General features: G+C 67.1%; 20 protein-coding genes. 12 read left to right on the forward strand and 8 right to left on the reverse strand.

The annotated features are described in order from the left end of the window. Positions 1-46 precede the first annotated feature (46 nt). From BZF57_RS10890 to BZF57_RS10935, 10 genes are all read left to right on the forward strand, one after another. On the forward strand, positions 47-892 hold the full coding sequence (locus BZF57_RS10890) for a pyruvate, water dikinase regulatory protein (protein ID WP_086737674.1): 846 nt from the start codon (positions 47-49) through the stop codon (positions 890-892). After that, positions 889-1476: a Maf family nucleotide pyrophosphatase gene (locus BZF57_RS10895; RefSeq protein ID WP_086737676.1), complete on the forward strand. Its 588-nt coding sequence runs from the start codon at positions 889-891 to the stop codon at positions 1474-1476. Before BZF57_RS10890 ends, BZF57_RS10895 begins: the two co-directional genes overlap by 4 nt. After that, a complete protein-coding gene (gene aroE / locus BZF57_RS10900) occupies positions 1473-2330 on the forward strand; it encodes a shikimate dehydrogenase (protein ID WP_086737679.1) in 858 nt (285 codons plus the stop codon). Before BZF57_RS10895 ends, aroE begins: the two co-directional genes overlap by 4 nt. Next, the gene (gene coaE, locus BZF57_RS10905; RefSeq protein ID WP_086737681.1) at positions 2327-2911 is read left to right on the forward strand and encodes a dephospho-CoA kinase; all 585 of its coding nucleotides are present in this window, start codon (positions 2327-2329) and stop codon (positions 2909-2911) included. Before aroE ends, coaE begins: the two co-directional genes overlap by 4 nt. Before the next feature lie 49 nt (positions 2912-2960). Then, positions 2961-3668 carry a DNA polymerase III subunit epsilon gene (gene dnaQ, locus BZF57_RS10910; protein ID WP_086737683.1) on the forward strand — a complete coding sequence of 236 codons (708 nt, stop codon included), beginning with the start codon at positions 2961-2963 and terminating at the stop codon, positions 3666-3668. Between the two features lie 61 nt (positions 3669-3729). Continuing rightward, positions 3730-4296, forward strand: coding sequence for a ribosome hibernation-promoting factor, HPF/YfiA family (gene hpf / locus BZF57_RS10915; protein WP_086737685.1), 567 nt, complete (start codon positions 3730-3732; stop codon positions 4294-4296). Positions 4297-4453: 157 nt separating this feature from the next. Then, positions 4454-4915 (forward strand): PTS sugar transporter subunit IIA, encoded by a 462-nt coding sequence (locus tag BZF57_RS10920; RefSeq protein ID WP_086737687.1) that lies wholly within the window; start codon positions 4454-4456, stop codon positions 4913-4915. A 15-nt stretch (positions 4916-4930) separates the two neighbouring features. Continuing rightward, positions 4931-5419 (forward strand): PaaI family thioesterase, encoded by a 489-nt coding sequence (locus BZF57_RS10925; RefSeq protein ID WP_086737689.1) that lies wholly within the window; start codon positions 4931-4933, stop codon positions 5417-5419. A 2-nt stretch (positions 5420-5421) separates the two neighbouring features. Then, positions 5422-5763: a DUF1491 family protein gene (locus tag BZF57_RS10930; protein ID WP_086737691.1), complete on the forward strand. Its 342-nt coding sequence runs from the start codon at positions 5422-5424 to the stop codon at positions 5761-5763. A 190-nt stretch (positions 5764-5953) separates the two neighbouring features. Then, positions 5954-6607: a cell wall hydrolase gene (locus BZF57_RS10935; protein ID WP_086738046.1), complete on the forward strand. Its 654-nt coding sequence runs from the start codon at positions 5954-5956 to the stop codon at positions 6605-6607. Positions 6608-6809: 202 nt separating this feature from the next. On the opposite strand, the gene xth is transcribed toward BZF57_RS10935, so the two are convergent. From xth to BZF57_RS10950, 3 genes are read right to left on the reverse strand one after another with little or no spacing between them, the layout of a single operon-like run. Next, the gene (gene xth, locus BZF57_RS10940; protein ID WP_086737693.1) at positions 6810-7604 is read right to left on the reverse strand and encodes an exodeoxyribonuclease III; all 795 of its coding nucleotides are present in this window, start codon (positions 7602-7604) and stop codon (positions 6810-6812) included. A 35-nt stretch (positions 7605-7639) separates the two neighbouring features. Next, a complete protein-coding gene (locus BZF57_RS10945) occupies positions 7640-7972 on the reverse strand; it encodes a HesB/IscA family protein (protein ID WP_086737695.1) in 333 nt (110 codons plus the stop codon). 38 nt (positions 7973-8010) lie between these two features. Then, a complete protein-coding gene (locus BZF57_RS10950) occupies positions 8011-8442 on the reverse strand; it encodes a CBS domain-containing protein (protein WP_086737697.1) in 432 nt (143 codons plus the stop codon). A 141-nt stretch (positions 8443-8583) separates the two neighbouring features. On the opposite strand from BZF57_RS10950, the gene BZF57_RS10955 reads away from it, so the two are divergent. After that, positions 8584-8895 carry a hypothetical protein gene (locus BZF57_RS10955; RefSeq protein ID WP_086738048.1) on the forward strand — a complete coding sequence of 104 codons (312 nt, stop codon included), beginning with the start codon at positions 8584-8586 and terminating at the stop codon, positions 8893-8895. A gap of 238 nt (positions 8896-9133) precedes the next feature. On the opposite strand, the gene BZF57_RS10960 is transcribed toward BZF57_RS10955, so the two are convergent. From BZF57_RS10960 to BZF57_RS10980, 5 genes are read right to left on the reverse strand one after another with little or no spacing between them, the layout of a single operon-like run. Further along, entirely contained in the window at positions 9134-9547 is a 414-nt protein-coding gene (locus tag BZF57_RS10960; protein WP_086737698.1) for a (2Fe-2S) ferredoxin domain-containing protein, read from the reverse strand. Beyond that, positions 9544-11700, reverse strand: a complete 2157-nt coding sequence (locus BZF57_RS10965) for a dipeptidyl-peptidase 5 (protein WP_086737700.1) — start codon at positions 11698-11700, stop codon at positions 9544-9546. The genes BZF57_RS10960 and BZF57_RS10965 overlap by 4 nt, the downstream gene beginning before the upstream one ends. A 40-nt stretch (positions 11701-11740) precedes the next feature. Beyond that, complete coding sequence (locus tag BZF57_RS10970; protein ID WP_086737702.1) at positions 11741-12253, reverse strand: DUF2497 domain-containing protein; 513 nt, start codon at positions 12251-12253, stop codon at positions 11741-11743. A 54-nt stretch (positions 12254-12307) separates the two neighbouring features. After that, positions 12308-13783, reverse strand: a complete 1476-nt coding sequence (locus BZF57_RS10975) for a TolC family outer membrane protein (protein WP_086737704.1) — start codon at positions 13781-13783, stop codon at positions 12308-12310. Then, complete coding sequence (locus tag BZF57_RS10980) at positions 13780-14382, reverse strand: protein-L-isoaspartate O-methyltransferase family protein (RefSeq protein WP_086737706.1); 603 nt, start codon at positions 14380-14382, stop codon at positions 13780-13782. The genes BZF57_RS10975 and BZF57_RS10980 overlap by 4 nt, the downstream gene beginning before the upstream one ends. Positions 14383-14586: 204 nt before the next feature. Between BZF57_RS10980 and fumC the strand changes: the two genes are divergently transcribed. Then, complete coding sequence (gene fumC, locus BZF57_RS10985; protein ID WP_420810195.1) at positions 14587-16002, forward strand: class II fumarate hydratase; 1416 nt, start codon at positions 14587-14589, stop codon at positions 16000-16002. Positions 16003-16126: the final 124 nt, after the last annotated feature.

Genomic DNA, 16126 nt, shown 5'->3' on the forward strand with positions numbered 1-16126 from the left:
GTGGTTTATGCGGCGATCTGTCCACAGGGCCCGCGCGACCACCCGCATGAACCGACTCAACCTCCATCTTGTATCGGATTCGACCGGCGAGACGCTGGAGATGATCGCCAAGGCCGCGCTCGCGCAGTTCGACAACCCATCGGTGAACCGCCATTTCTGGCCGATGGTGCGCTCGCTCCAGCATCTCGACCGGATCGTGCCCGATCTCGCCGCGCATCCGGGTCTCGTGTTCTACACGCTGGTGAACCCCGAGACGAGGAAGCGGCTGGAAGAGCATTGCCGCATTCTCGGCCTGCCTGCGGTGCCGGTGCTCGACCAGGTGACCGCCGCGCTCGAAGCGCAGCTCGGGCAGGCAGCGCAGGGGCGTCCGGGTCGCCAGCACATGATGGACGAGACCTATTTCAAGCGGGTCGAGGCGATCCAGTACACCATCGCGCATGATGACGGCATCGGGCACGAGGAGTGGGAGCAGGCCGATATCGTGCTGGTCGGCGTCTCGCGCTCGTCGAAGACCCCGACCAGCATCTACCTCGCCAATCGCGGCTACAAGGTCGCCAATATTCCGCTGGTGGTGGAAAGCCCGCCGCCGCAGACGCTTTACCGCTTGCGGCATCCGCTGGTGGTCGGCCTGACGACCTCGCCGGAGCGGTTGATCCAGATTCGCCGCAACCGTCTGCTCTCTCTGAACGAGGCGACCGAGACGGCTTACGTGGATAATGACCGCGTGAAGGCCGAGCTGCAATTCGCGCGGCGGATGTTCGGCGACAATGGCTGGCCGGTGATCGACGTCACCCGCCGCTCGATCGAGGAAACCGCGGCGGCGATCATCCGGCTGGCGCAGGAACGCGACCGCAAGCCGGCGAGCGAGGGCGGGACGGGGAAGCCGATATGACGCTGATTCTGGCGAGCAAGAGCGCCTCGCGCCGGGCGATGCTCGATGCGGCGGGTGTGGCTTATCTCTCGGTCCCCGCCGATATCGACGAGCGGGCGGTCGAGGCTGGGCTCGAAGGGGCCGCGCCGTCGGAGGTGGCCGAGGCGCTGGCGGTCGCCAAGGCGGCAGCGGTGGCGGCGTTGCACACCGGCGCGCTGGTGCTCGGGAGCGACTCGCTGGTGGTGTGCAAGGGCCGCCGCTTCGACAAGCCGAAGAGTCGCGAGGAGGCAGGGGAGCATCTGCGGTTCTTTTCGGGCGCGGTGATGGAGCTCCATTCCGCCGCCGCGCTGGTCCGCGATGGCGGGTGCGAGTGGAGCCACACAAGCCTCGCCCGGCTCCATGTGCGCGATCTTTCGGACGAATTTATCGAGCATTATCTGGGGCTTGAATGGCCCGCCATCGGCCACACCGTCGGTGCCTTCCGGATCGAGGGACCAGGGGTGCAGCTCTTCGAGGCGATCGAGGGCGACCAGTTCACCGTGCTCGGGATGCCGCTGCTGCCCCTGCTCGGCGCGCTGCGCGACGAGGGGGTCTTGCTGGCATGACCCGTCCTTATGCCGAGGTGATCGGCGATCCCATCGCGCAGTCGAAGTCCCCGAGAATCCACGGTTTCTGGCTCGAAAAGCTGGGGATTGCAGCGGACTATCGCGCCTTTCATGTCACCCCCGAGCAGCTCCCCGACTACATCGCCGCGCGCCGCGCCGATCCGCTGTGGCGCGGGTGCAATGTCACCATGCCGCACAAGCAGGCGGTGATGCCGCTTATCGATGGAATCGGCTCGCCAGCGACCGAAATCGGTGCGGTGAACACGGTCTACCCGGGGTCTGGCGGGGGTCTGAGCGGTACCAACACCGATGCGAGCGGGTTTCTGGAGCCATTGAAGCGCGATCTGGAAAAGACCCACTATTTCCGCATGGCCCGCATCCTCGGCACCGGCGGCGCGGCGCGGGCGATCATCGCCGCGCTGGCGGGGCACGGCTTCACGCTGGTCGTTGCCGGCCGCGATCCAGCCAAGGCGCGCGCGCTGCTCGATGAACTCGCGCCAAAGGGCGAGCACCATGCCATCGATCTTGCCCACTTCGCCGACCCCACCGATTTTCCTTTCGACGACCGCGAGGGGTGCCTCGATCTCGTGGTGAATGCCTCCAGCCTCGGCATGGCGGGCCAGCCCCCCCTGCCCTTCGATTGGAGCCACGCGCCCCCCGGCGCCATCGCCTACGACATCGTCACCGCCCCGCTCGATACGCCCTTCCTGCAAGCCGCGCGGGCCAGGGGCCATCGCACAATCGACGGGCTTTCAATGCTGATCGGGCAGGCCGCGGTCGCTTTCGAGAAGTTCTTCGGTGAGGCCCCCCCGCGCGAGCACGATGCCGAACTGCGAGCTATCCTGACCCAATGACCACACCCACAATCATCGGCCTCACCGGCAGCATCGGCATGGGCAAATCGACCGTCGCGGCGATGTTCGCCGAGGCCGGGATTCCCGTATTCGATGCCGATGCCGAGGTGCGCGCGATGCAGGGGCCTGGCGGCGCGCTCGTCCCCGCCATCGAAGCCGCTTTCCCCGGATCGACCGGCCCGCAGGGTGTCGACCGCGAACGGCTCGGCGCGCAGGTCTTCGCCGACAAGGAGGCGCTGGCGCGACTCGAAGCGATCGTCCACCCCGCCGTTGCCGCCAAGCGCGCCGCCTTCCTCGACGCCAACCGCGACAAGCGGGCAGTGGTGTTCGACATCCCGCTCCTGTTCGAGCGCGGCGGGCACGAGTCGGTCGACCTCATCGTCGTCGTCTCCGCGCCCGAGCACGTCCAGCGAGAACGCGTGCTCGCCCGTCCCGGCATGACGCCCGAGAAATTCGCGCATATTTTCAATCTGCAACTGCACGACACCCACAAGCGTGACCGCGCGCACCACGTGATCGACACCGGCACCAGCCTCGCCGAGACCCGCGCGCAGGTCGAAGCGCTGATTGCTTCGATCTGAACAAAAGCACCCCTTGCAAGTCCCCCAACTTGGGCAGATAGTCCGGCAAATGCGTGAGGTCATCTTCGACACCGAGACCACCGGGCTCGACCCCAAGACCGGGGACCGCATGGTGGAAATCGGCTGCGTCGAAATGGTCGGCCGGGTTGAGACGGGCCGCACCTTCCACGCCTATTTCAACCCGGACCGCGACATGCCGATCGAGGCCGAGCGCGTTCACGGCCTCAGCGCCGCCTTCCTCGCCACCAAGCCGCGGTTTGCCGAAAGCGTCGACGAGCTGCTCGACTTCTTGGGCGATTCCAACCTCGTCGCGCACAATGCCGGGTTCGACTTCGGCTTCCTCAACAACGAGCTGGAACTCGCGGGCCGCGAACCGATCAGCCTCGACCGCATGGTCGATACTGTCGCCATCGCGCGCAAGAAGCACCCCGGCGCCAAGCTCAGCCTCGATGCGCTGTGCACCCGCTACGGGATCGACCGCAGCCACCGCGTCAAGCACGGCGCGCTGCTCGATGCCGAACTGCTGGCGCAGGTCTATGTCGAGCTGACCGGCGGCCGCCAGATCGGGCTCGGCCTTGCCGATGATGCCGCGGCCGGCACCCCGGCCCTCACCGAACTCACCCCCAACGCGCCCTGGCACCGTCCCGCAGCGGACAAGCCCCGGCGCGAACCCCGCCCCCATGTTGCCAGCCCGGAGGAGCTGGAACGCCACGCCGCGTTCATCGCGGACATCAAGGGCGCGATCTGGACGAGTTGAAGCCCGGCGCGCCGATACCACATCTTTGGGATCCTCATCAGCGACGGGAGGACTACGCTTCATGGATATTCGGATTTCCGGCCACCAGATGGACACCGGCAGCGCGCTTCAGACGCACGCCGCCGACCGGCTCGGCGCGATCGTCGACAAGTATTTCGACCGCGCGCTCTCCAGCCACGTGACCTTCGGCAAGGCCCCCGCGGGCGCCTTTACCTGCGATATCATCACCCATGTGATGCAGGGCTTGATCCTCAAGGCGCAAGGCACCGCGCATGACGTGCATGTCGCCTTCGACAATGCGGTCGACAAGATCGAGAAGCAGCTGCGCCGCTACAAGCGCCGCCTGACCGACCGCCACGAACAGGCCGATCACGCCCGCGGCGAGGAAGAGGCCGCCTACACCATCTTCGCGGTCGAGGAGGACGAGGAGGAAGAAGTCGTCGCCGATGCCCCGCTGGTGATCGCCGAAACCCGCGTCGACATCCCCACCGCCAGCGTTGCCGACGCGGTGATGATGCTCGACCTCAGGAACACCGGCGCGCTGTTCTTCAAAAACGCTGGCACCGGACGGCATAATATGGTCTACAGGCGCGCCGATGGCTCGATCGGATGGGTCGAGCCGAAATAGGATCGGGAACGGCCTTGCCGTAAGGGCAAAGGCCGGTTCTCCCAAGGTCCAGGCGGCGGTAGCAGGAGGGGCTCCGCCCCGGACCGGCGGGCCCACACGGGGCATCACCGGGCCGGTCTTCGCCACAAGAGGCGCTACTTTCGGGATCAGTTTTGCAATGGACGTCAACCTCGCACTTTCTCCGCAAGCCATCGCCTTCGCCCGGCTCGACACCAAGCCCAAGGTGCTGGCGCGCATCGCCCAGCTGCTGAGCACGGCCTACGGGATCGACGAGAGCGAGGTGCTGGAAAACCTCGAGGCGCGCGAGGCGCTCGGCAGCACCGGCTTCGGGCGCGGCGTGGCGATTCCGCATTGCCGCAGCAAGGACATCCGCCGCCCCTCGCTGGCGCTGATCCGGCTGGAGACCCCGATCGATTTCGCCGCCGCCGATGCGCGGCCCGTGTCGCTGGTGTGCGGCCTGGTCTCGCCCGAGAATGCCGGGGCGACCCACCTCCACGCGCTCGCCGCGATCTCGCGCCTGACGCGCGAGGAGACGACGCTGCAGATGCTCGCCGATGCGCCGGACACCGAAGCGGTCTATGCGCTGCTGACCAACCAGTTCCTGCGCGACGCGGCCTGATCCCGAACCCGTCCCATGCCCGCCAGTGACGATGTCTTCGCCGCCAGCGGTGCCGAACAGCATTACCGGGCACTGGAGCGGCTCTATGCCTCGGCCCCCGTCAACGCCAAGTTCGCGTCGAAGCTGCACATCGTCGGCGAGGGCCGCGCGCAGCTGACCTTCACGGTCACGCCCGAGGATTACCACGCGGCCGGCGCGGCGCACGGGACGATCTATTTCAAGATGCTCGACGATGCGGCCTTCTATGCCTGCAATTCGCTGGTGACCGACCGCTTCCTGCTGACCACCAGCTTCAACCTGTTCTTCTCCAAGCCGGTGCGCGCCGGGCGGGTCACCGCCGAGGGCCGCTGGGTGAGCGGCCGTCGCCGCGTCTTCGTCGCCGAGGCGCGGCTGGTCGACGCGGAGGGCGATGAGATCGGCCGCGGCACCGGCACCTTCATGAAGAGCCGGATCCCGCTTTCCAGCCTGCCCGGCTACGGCGCGGACGGCCCCTCGGGGCTCTGACGATGGACGGACGGCTGCCTGCGCATCTCGAAGCGGGCGCGATCATGCGGCTCGCCGAGACCGAGGGTGGCTTTGCCACGGTGCTCGCAAAGGGCGAGCGCGATGCCGGGACGATCCTGCTTGTAACCCTGTGTCGAGGTAAAGGCGCTGTCCTGTACGAAAGGATGCCCCAGCTCGACGGATCGCGTAAGTTTCTTGCGGCAAAGCGGGAAAATACTGAGAATCCAACGGAATTTTCCGAGTATCTGGCCCGCAGACGCGCCCAGGACAGCGATATATGGTTAATCGAGGTGGATATCGTGGATGCGGAACGGTTCGTCGCACGGCTCGACGAATTGATTTGACGTAAGCGTCAAGCATAGCCAGAGGCCCGCTCCAATTCCTCGCGCAGGCTGGCAGGGCGGCAATTCGGCCGATCGTCCAGCACGCAGACGGGGAGCGGCCGGCAGGCTTTCAGGACCCCCACATCGTCATTGATTGGATCAAGGTTCCCGCCTGCGCCTGTGCGCGCTCACCGCCGAATTTGTAGAGTTCATGAGTCGCAAGACTGCCACGATTGCTGCGATCGCCTCCCTTGCGGTCGCAACCACGATGTTCCCGAGCGGCCGGAATGCCGCAGCGCTGGCCCAGGCCGCGCAAGAACAGCTCACCGCTCCCGCCCCGGTCGCAGCGCCCGAGCTGGTTCCCGAAACCATCGAATATGTCGCGCGCGAAGTGGTCCAGCCGCTCCCCGCGCCCGCGCGCGCTGACGCGCCGGTGCTGACCGAAGCGGGATCGCTCCACGAGCTGGTCCGCATGATCGATACCGACGCGCCGATGAGCGCCGAGCTGCGCTGCCTTGCCGGTGCGGTCTATTTCGAGGCCCGCGGCGAAGAGCTGGCCGGCCAGCTCGCGGTTGCGCAGGTGATCGTCAACCGCACCGAAGACGGACGTTTCCCGCGCTCGTACTGCGGCGTCGTCGCCCAGCCCGGACAGTTCTCCTTCATGCGCGGCAGCCGCATGCCGCGCGTGCCCGAAGGCACCGCCGCATGGGACCGCGCGGTCGCCGTCGCCCAGATCGCCGACAAGGGCCTGTGGGAATCGGAAGCCGAAGGCGCGGTGTTCTTCCACGCCAGCCGCGTCCGCCCCGGCTGGAGCCGCACCAAGACGCGCCTCGCCCAGATCGACACGCATATTTTTTATCGGTGATCCTCGCTCACACGCCCTACGGGCGAGTGACCCGCCTACGGCGCTTCAGCTTCGGTTCCGCTGCGGGCGGGCGTTCGCCCTTGCGGCCCTGCGGGCCGATGCCCTTCATACCATCAAGGTCTCGCTGGGTTCGGCGCGAAGCGCCGCAAGCCCGAACGGGCGCCCGCAGCCGCTCGCGCGTAGCGCGAAATAGCGGCGAGGATTAAGACTTAAGCCGCACCCAGACCGGAGTGTGGTCGCTCGCCTTCTCGCGCCCACGATAGGCCTTGTCGACGCCGCAGGCTTCCATCCGGTCGGCGCATTCGGGCGAGAGCAGGATGTGATCGATCCGGAAGCCGTGATCGCGCTGCCACGCGCCGGCCTGATAGTCCCAATAGGTCCACACCCCCCCGCGCGGATTGTGGGTGCGGATCGCGTCGGTCCAGCCATCGGCGAGCAGGCGCGCATAGGCCGCGCGGCTCTCGGGCTGCATCAGCGCGTCGTCCTGCATCGCCTTGACCGACCAGACGTCGTCGTCATGCGGGATGACGTTGAAATCGCCCAGCACCACCGCCGGGATCTCCTGCGCCCACAGCTGCGCCATGCGTGCGCGCAGCCGTGCCATCCATGCGAGCTTGTAGGTGAACTTCGGACCCGGGTGCGGATTGCCGTTGGGGAGGTAGAGGCAGGCGATGCGGATGCCGTTGACGTCGGCTTCGAGGTAACGCGCCTGCTCCTCGTCACCCTCGTTGGGGCCGGGAATGCCCAGCCCGCGCTGCACTTCGGCGAGGTGATAGCCCGCCCGCGCATCGGCGAGGATCGCGACTCCGTTGAAGCTCTTCTGCCCGTGCCAGATCGCCGAATAGCCGATCGCCTCGAAATCGGCGGCGGGGAAGCCGTCGTCCTGCGTCTTGATCTCCTGCAGGCAGGCGACCGCGGGGCGGGTTTCCTCGAGCCATTCGATGAGCCGCGGCCCGCGCGCCTTGATGCCGTTGATGTTGAAGGTGGCGATTTTCATGTGGTCTCCTCGCAATGACGAAGCGGGAGATCAACCTAAATCCCGAAGCTCGCCCCGCAGCCGCAGCCGGCGGCAGCCTGCGGATTCTCGACCTTGAAGGCCGCGCCGCCGAGCGATTCGACGAAATCCACCGTGCTCCCCGCGATCAGATCGAGGCTGACCGGATCGACCACCAGCTTCACGCCGTCGGTCTCCGACACCGAATCGTCCGCATCCGGCGCATCGGCGAGGTCGAACTTGTACTGGAAGCCCGAACAGCCCCCGCCCTCGACTGCCAGCCGCAGGATCGCAGGCCGCGACTGCTTGCTCGCGATGAAGGCGACCCGCTTGGCGGCGGAGGGGGTGAGGATCAGGGGCTCGGCGCTCATGGCTTTAATCTAGGGTGCCGCGCCGCGATCCTCAAGCGTCAGGCAACCGTGATGTAGTGACGCAGCGCCTCGGCCTCGTGCTGCACTTCGTCCATCTTGTGCTTTACGAGGTCGCCGATCGAGATGAAGCCGATCAGCGCGCCGTTCTCGACCACCGGGAAGTGGCGGAAGCGGCGGCGGGTCATCATCGACAGCGCGTCGTCCACCGTGGTCGCCGGTTCGACCGTGATCGCAGGCGAGGTCATGATCTCTTCGACCGCTACGTCGAGGCAGTCCTTCCCCCGGTCGGCGAGGCGGTAGATCACGTCGCGCTCCGAAACGATGCCGACCACCCGCCCGTCACGCAGCACCGGCAGCGCGCCGATGCGCTTCGTCGCGAGTGTCTGGACGACCTCGGACACGGGGGTGGTGCAGTCGCAGGCGATGATTTCCGCGGATTCGCGCTGGGCGATGATGCGGGCAATGGTCATGGCGAGTCTCCCTCTCTCTGCCGGACGAGGAAAGTGCCATGCATCGGACGAAAAAGCGAATCTCGCGATTGCACCCGACGCGCAGGGCCTTGCAGCTTTCGCGCGTTGCATTGGCTGCGCCCGCGCGCCATGTCGGAGGGCATGACCCGCAAGTCCCCGCTCGACGATCCCGCCAACGCCGCCCACGCCTGGGCGCGCTACCGCCAGATCATGAAATGGCTGCTCGCCGCGACCACGCTGACGGTCGCCATCGCGATGGGGCTGCTGTTTGCCTATAACGGCATGATCTCGGTCCACTTCTACATCGCGGTGGCGCTGGGCATCAGCCTGACGATGCTGCTGGGCGGCGCGCTGATGGGGCTGGTGTTTCTCTCCAACGGCACGGGCCACGACGAATCGGTCGACAACCAGATGCCCGAACGCGACGAGCTATGGAGCCCGAAGGAGGACTGAGGTCGCTCGTTTGGAGAAGGTTACGCAGCTTCGCTACGGGTGTTTCACGCAGAGATCGCAGAGAAGAAAAGGGAGACGCGGAGGGGTTGCTCTGTGCCGAAGGCACCTTCTTCCCCATCGACTTTGCCGCTGGCCGCAACGTCCGATGATCAGCGCGGCTTCGCCGCAGGCGCGACATCTCCGCGCCTCTGCTTCCTCTGCGCCTCTGCGTGAAACCCGCGGCAACGCCGCGTAATCTTCAATCCCGCGCCGTAAGCCGGAATTCCTCGACCGGCACCCCGCCGATCAGGTGTTCCTGGATGATCCGCTCCAGCGCCTTGGGTCCGCAGGAGTGGTACCACACCCCGTCTGGCCACACGACCGCGATGGGTCCTGCGGCGCAGATCTGGAGGCAATCGGCCTTGGTGCGCTGCACCCCGCCGCCGGCCCCGCGCTTGCTGTCTTCGGTCCGCTGCGGGCCGACCAGCCCCAGCTCCTTCATCCGCGACTTGAGGTAGCCCCATGCCTCCTCGCCTTCCGCGCGCGAGCAGCACTTCTGCTTGTCCGACACAGCGCACAGCATGATGTGGCGGGTGATCGCGGTGCCCTCGCCCGGATTGCCGTAATGCTTGGCGAGCGAGTGGCGCGCGGATTCGAGTTCCTTGCGGCTCACTTTGCGCCGTCCTGCTTGAGCCAGCGGTCGAGCCACGCGAAGACCGTGTTGTGCCATTGTAGCGAGTTCTTCGCGCCGAGCACCCAGTGGTTCTCGTCGGGGAAAACGAGGAGCTGCGAGGGGATGCCGCGTTCCTGCAAGGCGGTGAAGCTCATCAGGCCCTGCGAGTAAGGCACGCGGAAATCCTGCTGGCCGGTGATGACCAGCATCGGCGTCTTCCACTTGTCGACGTGGTTGGCGGGGTTCCACTTCTCGTAGATGTCCTTCGCCGCTTCGTAGGTGCCGCCGTTGTCCCACCGCGGGAACCACAGTTCCTCGGTCGAATAGTACATCGAACGGTTGTCGAAGATGCCGTCGTGCTGGACGATGCACTTGAAGCGGTCGGGCCAGTTGCCCGCGATCCAGTTGACCATGTAGCCGCCGTAGCTTGCCCCCATCGCGCAGGCGCGGGTGCCGTCGATCTGGGTGTCGAGCTTCAGCGCGGCCTCGAAGCCCTTCTGGAGGTCTTCGAGCGGCCATCCGCCCCAGTTCCGGTTGATCGCATCGGTGAAGGCCTGCCCGTATCCGGTCGACCCGTGGAAATCGACCGAGATCACGGCGTAGCCCTGCGAGGCGGTGACGCGCGGGTTCCAGCGGTTCGACCAGCTGTCGTTGAAGCTGCCCTGCGGCCCGCCGTGGATGTAGAGCAGCGCGGGGATTGGGCCGGTCTGGTCGGCAAGCCGCGTGATCTGGCCCCCCACCGTATCGCCATTCGCGCCGGTGAAACTGAAGCGGCGGGTGACGATGTTGGCCATCTGGCCCATGCGGGTGGTGGCGATATCGGTCAGCGGCCGCGCCTGACCCATCCCGTCCGAGAGGAACAGCTCCGCCGGAGCCCCGAGCGAATCGCGGGTGAACAGCGCCCCGCCCTTGGGCAGCGGCACGAGATTGGCGATATGCGCCTCGTTCCCCGCCATCAGATTGAGCTCGGTGACCTTGCCGGTGGCGATGTCGATCCGGAAGGCGGGGACATCGAGCACCTTTTCGGCCGTCGCGATCAGGTGCTTGCCGTCCGCCGCCCAGGTGAGGCTGCCGAAGGAGAGGTCGACCCCCTCGGTCAGGTTGCGCACCTGCCCGGTCTTGAGGTCCATCAGCCGCACCGAAAGCCGGTCAGCCTCGTAGGTCGGCCGCTCCATGGCGAGCCAGGCGAGATACTTGCCGTCGGGCGAGATGGTCGGGGTGTTGTCGGTCGCCTTGTTGGCGGCGGTCAGCAGTTCGGGCGCCGCGCCGTCGAGCTTTGCGCGGTAGATGTCGAGGTTGGTCGAGCCGGGCTCGTTCCCGTCAGACAGACGCGCGGTGAAGTAGAGCGCGGCGCCATCGGGCGCGAAGGCGATTTCCTCACCGCCGCCGAAGGGCATGGTGGGCGTGTCGGCGGTGATGCCGGTGGCGGGGTCCTTCCCGTCTGCCGGAACACCCTCGCCCGTGGCGATGCCGCCTGCCAGCGGGTAGACGAAGATGCGGTTGTGGAGGCCCGGGGTCGCCCAGCGGTCCCAGTGGCGCACGAAGCCGCGGTCGCCTTCATACAGGCGGCCGGTGCCGGGGCCGGGGAGGTAGGAGGCCTTGGCGTCGGCGCAGCCGAAGCTCGGGCACTCGCGCGGTACTTCGCCCCACACCGCGATCGCCGCGCCGTTGGGAGCAAGCTTGAAGCCCGCAATGTCGCGCGTCGTGGCGGCGGTGACGAGCGTGAGGCCGCTGGCGGTGCCATCCGCCGCAAGGCTGACGCGCCACACGCGGCTGAGCGCGGGGGCGGCGCTGTCGGTGTTCTCGGAGCTGAGGAAATAGAGCGCGCCATCGGAGCCGAAAGCGAGGTCCGAGGCCTTGAGCGGCAGCTTGAGCGCCACCGGAGTCGCGCCGGGCTTTGCCAGATCGATCAGGTAGTGCTGCGGCGAGCGCTTCAATGTCGCCGGATCGGTGACGGTCACGCTGTAGACCGCCAGCGTGCCCTCGCGGTTGACCGCAGGCGCGCCGAGGCGGGGGAGCGTGACAAGATCGGTCGCGCTCATCGGCGGGGCGGTGACGCCGGGAATTGTGGTCGTGTCCTGCGCCGCGAGCGGGGCGGCAAGGAAGGCGAAGGCGGCGGCGCTCAGCGCGCCGAAAGCTGTGGGATGACGCATGGGCGCGGGATTACTCCCCCCGCCCCGCCATTGCCAGAACTTAGCGGCGCTTGCCGACGATCCGTGCGATTTCCGCCTGTACGAGGCTTTCCACCATCGCCGGGAGGTTCGCTTCGAGCCATTCGGCCAGCATCGGGCGCAGCAGCTCGCGGGTCAGGCCTTCGAGCGAGGTTTCCCCCGAACGCACGATCTGCGGACGCGCGGGCGGCTCGGCCAGCATCGCGAGCGCGGCGAGGTTTTCCTGCATCGCGCCCATCACGGTATCGGCAATAAGCGGGGTTTCATCCGCACGCGCCATCGGCATTGCGGGGTTTTGGGTCGGATTCTCGGTCGCGGCCTCGACCGGCATTTCCATCTCGGACAGGTCGAGCACTTCCTCGGCATCGCGGACCTTGTGGGTGCGCACCAGCGGGGCAGGCTCGGCGGCGTCATCCTCGGACACCAGCATCCGCCGCCGCCGCGCCTCGAGCGCTCCGGCCCGGTTGTCGCGCGCGATCACTTTCTTGATCGATTCAAGGATTTCCTCGACCGAGGCTTCGTTTTCCTGCGCCATTCCCGTGCCCTGTTGTCCGTACCCGACCCGACCTGTCCCGAATCGGGAACGGAATCACTCGCCGGGCAGCAATTGCGGGCCGATTGTCGCGGTGGCGGGGGGGATGTCAACGGTTCTGGTCGATTTCGAAGCAGGTTCGGGATCGCGGTCCCAGTCGTTGATCTTCTTGCGCACCCGCTCGGCATTGATCGTGGGATCGTAGAGCGGCCCGCCGACATCGAGGTTGAGATCGCGCGCCTCGGCCTTGCCCATCAGCGCGAGCAGGTTGAAGCCCGCGACATAGGCGTTGCGCCGCGCGGTCACGAGCTGCGCGCGGGCCTGCACCAGTTCCTGCTCGGCGTTCAGAACGTCGAGGATCTGGCGGTTGCCGATCGAGTTCTCGGCGCGCACGCCTTCAAGGCTGAGTTCGGCGGCTTCGACCGCGGCCTGCGCGCTCTTGATCACGGCGTTGGCGGCCTGCCAGTTGGCATAGGTCGAGCGGGTTTCGGCGATCACCTGGCGCTCCGCCGCGATCACATCTTCCAGCGCGGCGCTCTCGCGCGCCCCGGCCTGGCGCTGGCGCGCGGCGGGAAGCCCGCCCTGAAACAGCGGAATGGTGATGCGCACACCGGCGTTGGCTGTCTTCTCGCTCTGCGCGAACTGCGCGGCGACCGGGCCGCCAAGGGTGCCGAAGAAGTCGCTGTATTCGCCGTTCACGAACAGGCCGACCGTCGGCAGGCGGCCTGCTCCGGCCACCTTGGTGTCGTATCCCGCAGCCTCGGCGCGCTGCTTGGCGGCATCGAGGTTGGGGTTGTTCTCGAGCGCGCTGACGATCGCCTCGCCCACGGTGTCCGGCAGGCCGGGGAGCGGCGGCGGGGCCTGAAGCTCGCCCGGCGCCTGTCCGACAAGGCGGATATAGGTCTCGCGCGCGGTGATGAGGTTGGCCTGCGCGGCCTGAAGATCACCCTCGGCCACCGCCAGACGCGAGCGCGACTGGGCGACGTCGGTGATGGTCAGATCGCCGATCTGGAAGCGATCGCTGGTCGCCTCGAGGTTGGTGCGCAGCACGTCGACGTTGTTGGTCGCCAGCGCCACCAGCGCTTCGGTCCGCAGCACGTCCATATAGGCGGCGACGACCTGGCTGAAGATTGCGCTCTCGGTGTTGCGCAGGTCCGCCTGCCCGGCCTCGACCCGCTCGCGCGCGGCGCGGATCCCGTTGCGGATCGATCCGCCCGAGTAGACCGGCACCAGCAGCTGCGGCGAAATGCTGAGATTGCGCTCGGGCGCGGTGAAGGCGTTGGCCGATTGCTGGATGAACTCGATATGGGTCGCGGTGACGTTGACCGAGGGGCGGCCCTGCGCACGGCTGATCGCCACGCCTTCATCCGTGGCGCGCTGGTTGTCGCGCGCCGCCTCAAGCGTCGGGTTGGTGTTGTAGGCAGCCGCCAGCGCCTCGCGCAGGGTATCGGCATGGGCGGGCGCAGCCAGCGCGGTCAGCGCCAGCAGGCTCGCCGATGCGGCCAGCTTGAGCGAGGTGGGGCGAGCTGTCACGCGAAGGTCCAGCGCTTGGGCGCGGCGAAGGCGGCGAGCACGGGGATGCCGAGATCCTCGACCGGCTGGAGGTTGACCTGCCCGGCGATCTTGCGGCCCGCGGCAAGGCGCGTGACCTGGCGCAGCACGAGGCCGGTGACGATCCGCCCGTCATCGGCGAGCGCCGCTGCAAGGCCATCGGGCAGCAGCTCGATCGCGCCGTCGATCACGACGAGGTCATATTCCCCTGCGCCGTTAAGCGCGGCCGCATCGGCGGCGGAGACTTCGGTCACGCTCGCCACCAGCGGGGCAAGCAGCGCGGCGAGGTAGCCCGTGCCGCCGCTCACCACCAGCACGCGGTCGGCAGGGGCAGGCGCGGCTTCGAGCAGCAGCTTGCCGTAGAACAGCGGTGCGGCGAGGTGGCCCTCGGCCCCGAGCGAAACCGCGCGGTCGATATAGGCCTGCGCGACCTTTTCGGCGGGCAGGAAGTCCTCGCGCGGCACGGCGAGCATGCGGGCGAGGACATATTCCTCGTTCACGCCGCTGGTGCGCAGCTGGCTGTCGATCATCGCGCGGCGGGCGATCCGGGTGTCAGGCAGGGTCGTGGTCATGGTGCTCATCGTCTCTTGGGTAACTGTATTGGATGCATAATACAGTCCGTCAACCCTCTCCTTAAACGCAGCGCTGCGTGCTTCCAAGGCTTTTGCCCATGATCCGCGCCGGCAAGGCCTGACGATTTTACGCCTTTGACCACGCCCGAGCTGGGGCTTAGGGGAGCGCCAAACCCTGTGGGGTTCAATTCGACTTAGTGAGGGATGGCTTCGATGAGTGACATGACGACGGGCAGCGGTGAGGTGCGGATCGAGACCGATTCGCTCGGCGAGGTGGCGGTTCCGGCCAACATGCACTGGGGCGCGCAGACCCAGCGCTCGATCGTCAACTTCCCCATCGGCGGCGAGAAGATGCCCCCCGCCCTCGTCCGCGCGCTGGGCGTGCAGAAGCTCTCGGCGGCCAAGGCGAACATGAAGCTCGGCGTGCTCGATGCCGGAATCGGCGAGGCGATTGTCCAGGCCGCGCGCGAGGTGATCGACGGGACGCTGGCCGACCAGTTCCCGCTGGTGGTGTGGCAGACCGGCTCGGGCACCCAGTCGAACATGAACGCCAACGAGGTGATCGCGAGCCGCGCGAACGAGATCCTTACCGGCAAGAAGGGCGGCAAGACCCCCGTCCATCCCAACGACCACTGCAACATGGGCCAGTCATCGAACGACACCTTCCCCACCGCGATGCACATCGCCGCGGCGAGCGAGGCGCTCGATCACCTGCTGCCCGCGCTCAAGAAGCTCCACGGCGCGCTCGATGCCAAGGCGAAGGAATTCGCCGATATCGTCAAGATCGGCCGCACCCACTTGCAGGATGCGACCCCGATGACGCTGGGGCAGGAGTTCTCGGGCTACGCGCAGCAGGTCGCCTATGGCATCGCCCGCGTCGAGGCGGCGCTCCCCCGCGTGCTCGAACTGGCGCAGGGCGGCACCGCCGTGGGCACCGGGATCAACGCCAAAGTCGGCTTCGACACCGCCTTTGCCGCCGAAGTCGCCGCCGAGACCGGCCATGCGTTCGTCACCGCGCCCAACAAGTTCGAAGCGCTCGCCGCGCATGACGCGATGGTGGAGATCTCGGGCGCGCTTAACGTGCTCGCGGTCAGCCTGATGAAGATCGCCAACGACATCCGCCTGCTGGGCTCCGGCCCGCGCTCGGGCCTCGGCGAGCTGTCGCTCCCCGCCAACGAGCCTGGTTCCTCGATCATGCCGGGCAAGGTCAACCCGACCCAGTGCGAGGCGATGACGATGGTCTGCGCGCAGGTGATGGGCAACAATGTCGCGGTGACGGTGGCTGGATCGCACGGGCATCTCGAGCTCAACGTCTTCAAGCCCGTCATTATCTACAACGTGCTCCAGTCGATGAAGCTGATCGGAGACGCGAGCCATGCCTTCACCGACAATTGCGTCGTCGGGATCGAGGCGAACACCACCCGCATCACTCAGCTCCTCAACGAAAGCCTGATGCTGGTGACCGCGCTCAACCCCCACATCGGCTACGACAACGCGGCGAAGATCGCCAAGAAGGCCCATGCCGAAGGGACCACTCTGAAGGCCGCCGCGCTTGAGCTGGGCCTCCTGACGGAGGAGCAGTTCGCACAGTGGGTTGTGCCCTCGGACATGATCAAACCCCGCGATTGAGGTTTTGCGGCCACCTTCGGTGGCGCATACCCCCCGCCCCGCCTCCCCACCCGGCCACCATAACATAGTGGTACTATTGGTGGCCGGGTGGGGAGGCGGGGCGGGGGGTATGCATCGCGCGCTA

This window comes from Erythrobacter colymbi, assembly GCF_002155685.1.
In the GTDB taxonomy this organism is placed as follows: Bacteria; Pseudomonadota; Alphaproteobacteria; order Sphingomonadales; family Sphingomonadaceae; genus Erythrobacter; species Erythrobacter colymbi.

Excerpts from the sequence above, each read along its gene's own strand:
- BZF57_RS10935 (WP_086738046.1), top strand. The coding sequence starts at position 5,954 with ATGAGTCGCAAGACTGCCACGATTGCTGCGATCGCCTCCCTTGCGGTC.
- aroE (WP_086737679.1), top strand. The coding sequence starts at position 1,473 with ATGACCCGTCCTTATGCCGAGGTGATCGGCGATCCCATCGCGCAGTCG.
- BZF57_RS10895 (WP_086737676.1), top strand. The coding sequence starts at position 889 with ATGACGCTGATTCTGGCGAGCAAGAGCGCCTCGCGCCGGGCGATGCTC.
- BZF57_RS10925 (WP_086737689.1), top strand. The coding sequence starts at position 4,931 with ATGCCCGCCAGTGACGATGTCTTCGCCGCCAGCGGTGCCGAACAGCAT.
- BZF57_RS10945 (WP_086737695.1), bottom strand. The coding sequence starts at position 7,972 with ATGAGCGCCGAGCCCCTGATCCTCACCCCCTCCGCCGCCAAGCGGGTC.
- BZF57_RS10965 (WP_086737700.1), bottom strand. The coding sequence starts at position 11,700 with ATGCGTCATCCCACAGCTTTCGGCGCGCTGAGCGCCGCCGCCTTCGCC.
- fumC (WP_420810195.1), top strand. The coding sequence starts at position 14,587 with ATGAGTGACATGACGACGGGCAGCGGTGAGGTGCGGATCGAGACCGAT.
- coaE (WP_086737681.1), top strand. The coding sequence starts at position 2,327 with ATGACCACACCCACAATCATCGGCCTCACCGGCAGCATCGGCATGGGC.
- dnaQ (WP_086737683.1), top strand. The coding sequence starts at position 2,961 with ATGCGTGAGGTCATCTTCGACACCGAGACCACCGGGCTCGACCCCAAG.
- BZF57_RS10980 (WP_086737706.1), bottom strand. The coding sequence starts at position 14,382 with ATGAGCACCATGACCACGACCCTGCCTGACACCCGGATCGCCCGCCGC.
- BZF57_RS10950 (WP_086737697.1), bottom strand. The coding sequence starts at position 8,442 with ATGACCATTGCCCGCATCATCGCCCAGCGCGAATCCGCGGAAATCATC.
- BZF57_RS10955 (WP_086738048.1), top strand. The coding sequence starts at position 8,584 with ATGACCCGCAAGTCCCCGCTCGACGATCCCGCCAACGCCGCCCACGCC.
- BZF57_RS10930 (WP_086737691.1), top strand. The coding sequence starts at position 5,422 with ATGGACGGACGGCTGCCTGCGCATCTCGAAGCGGGCGCGATCATGCGG.
- BZF57_RS10920 (WP_086737687.1), top strand. The coding sequence starts at position 4,454 with ATGGACGTCAACCTCGCACTTTCTCCGCAAGCCATCGCCTTCGCCCGG.
- hpf (WP_086737685.1), top strand. The coding sequence starts at position 3,730 with ATGGATATTCGGATTTCCGGCCACCAGATGGACACCGGCAGCGCGCTT.
- BZF57_RS10890 (WP_086737674.1), top strand. The coding sequence starts at position 47 with ATGAACCGACTCAACCTCCATCTTGTATCGGATTCGACCGGCGAGACG.
- xth (WP_086737693.1), bottom strand. The coding sequence starts at position 7,604 with ATGAAAATCGCCACCTTCAACATCAACGGCATCAAGGCGCGCGGGCCG.
- BZF57_RS10970 (WP_086737702.1), bottom strand. The coding sequence starts at position 12,253 with ATGGCGCAGGAAAACGAAGCCTCGGTCGAGGAAATCCTTGAATCGATC.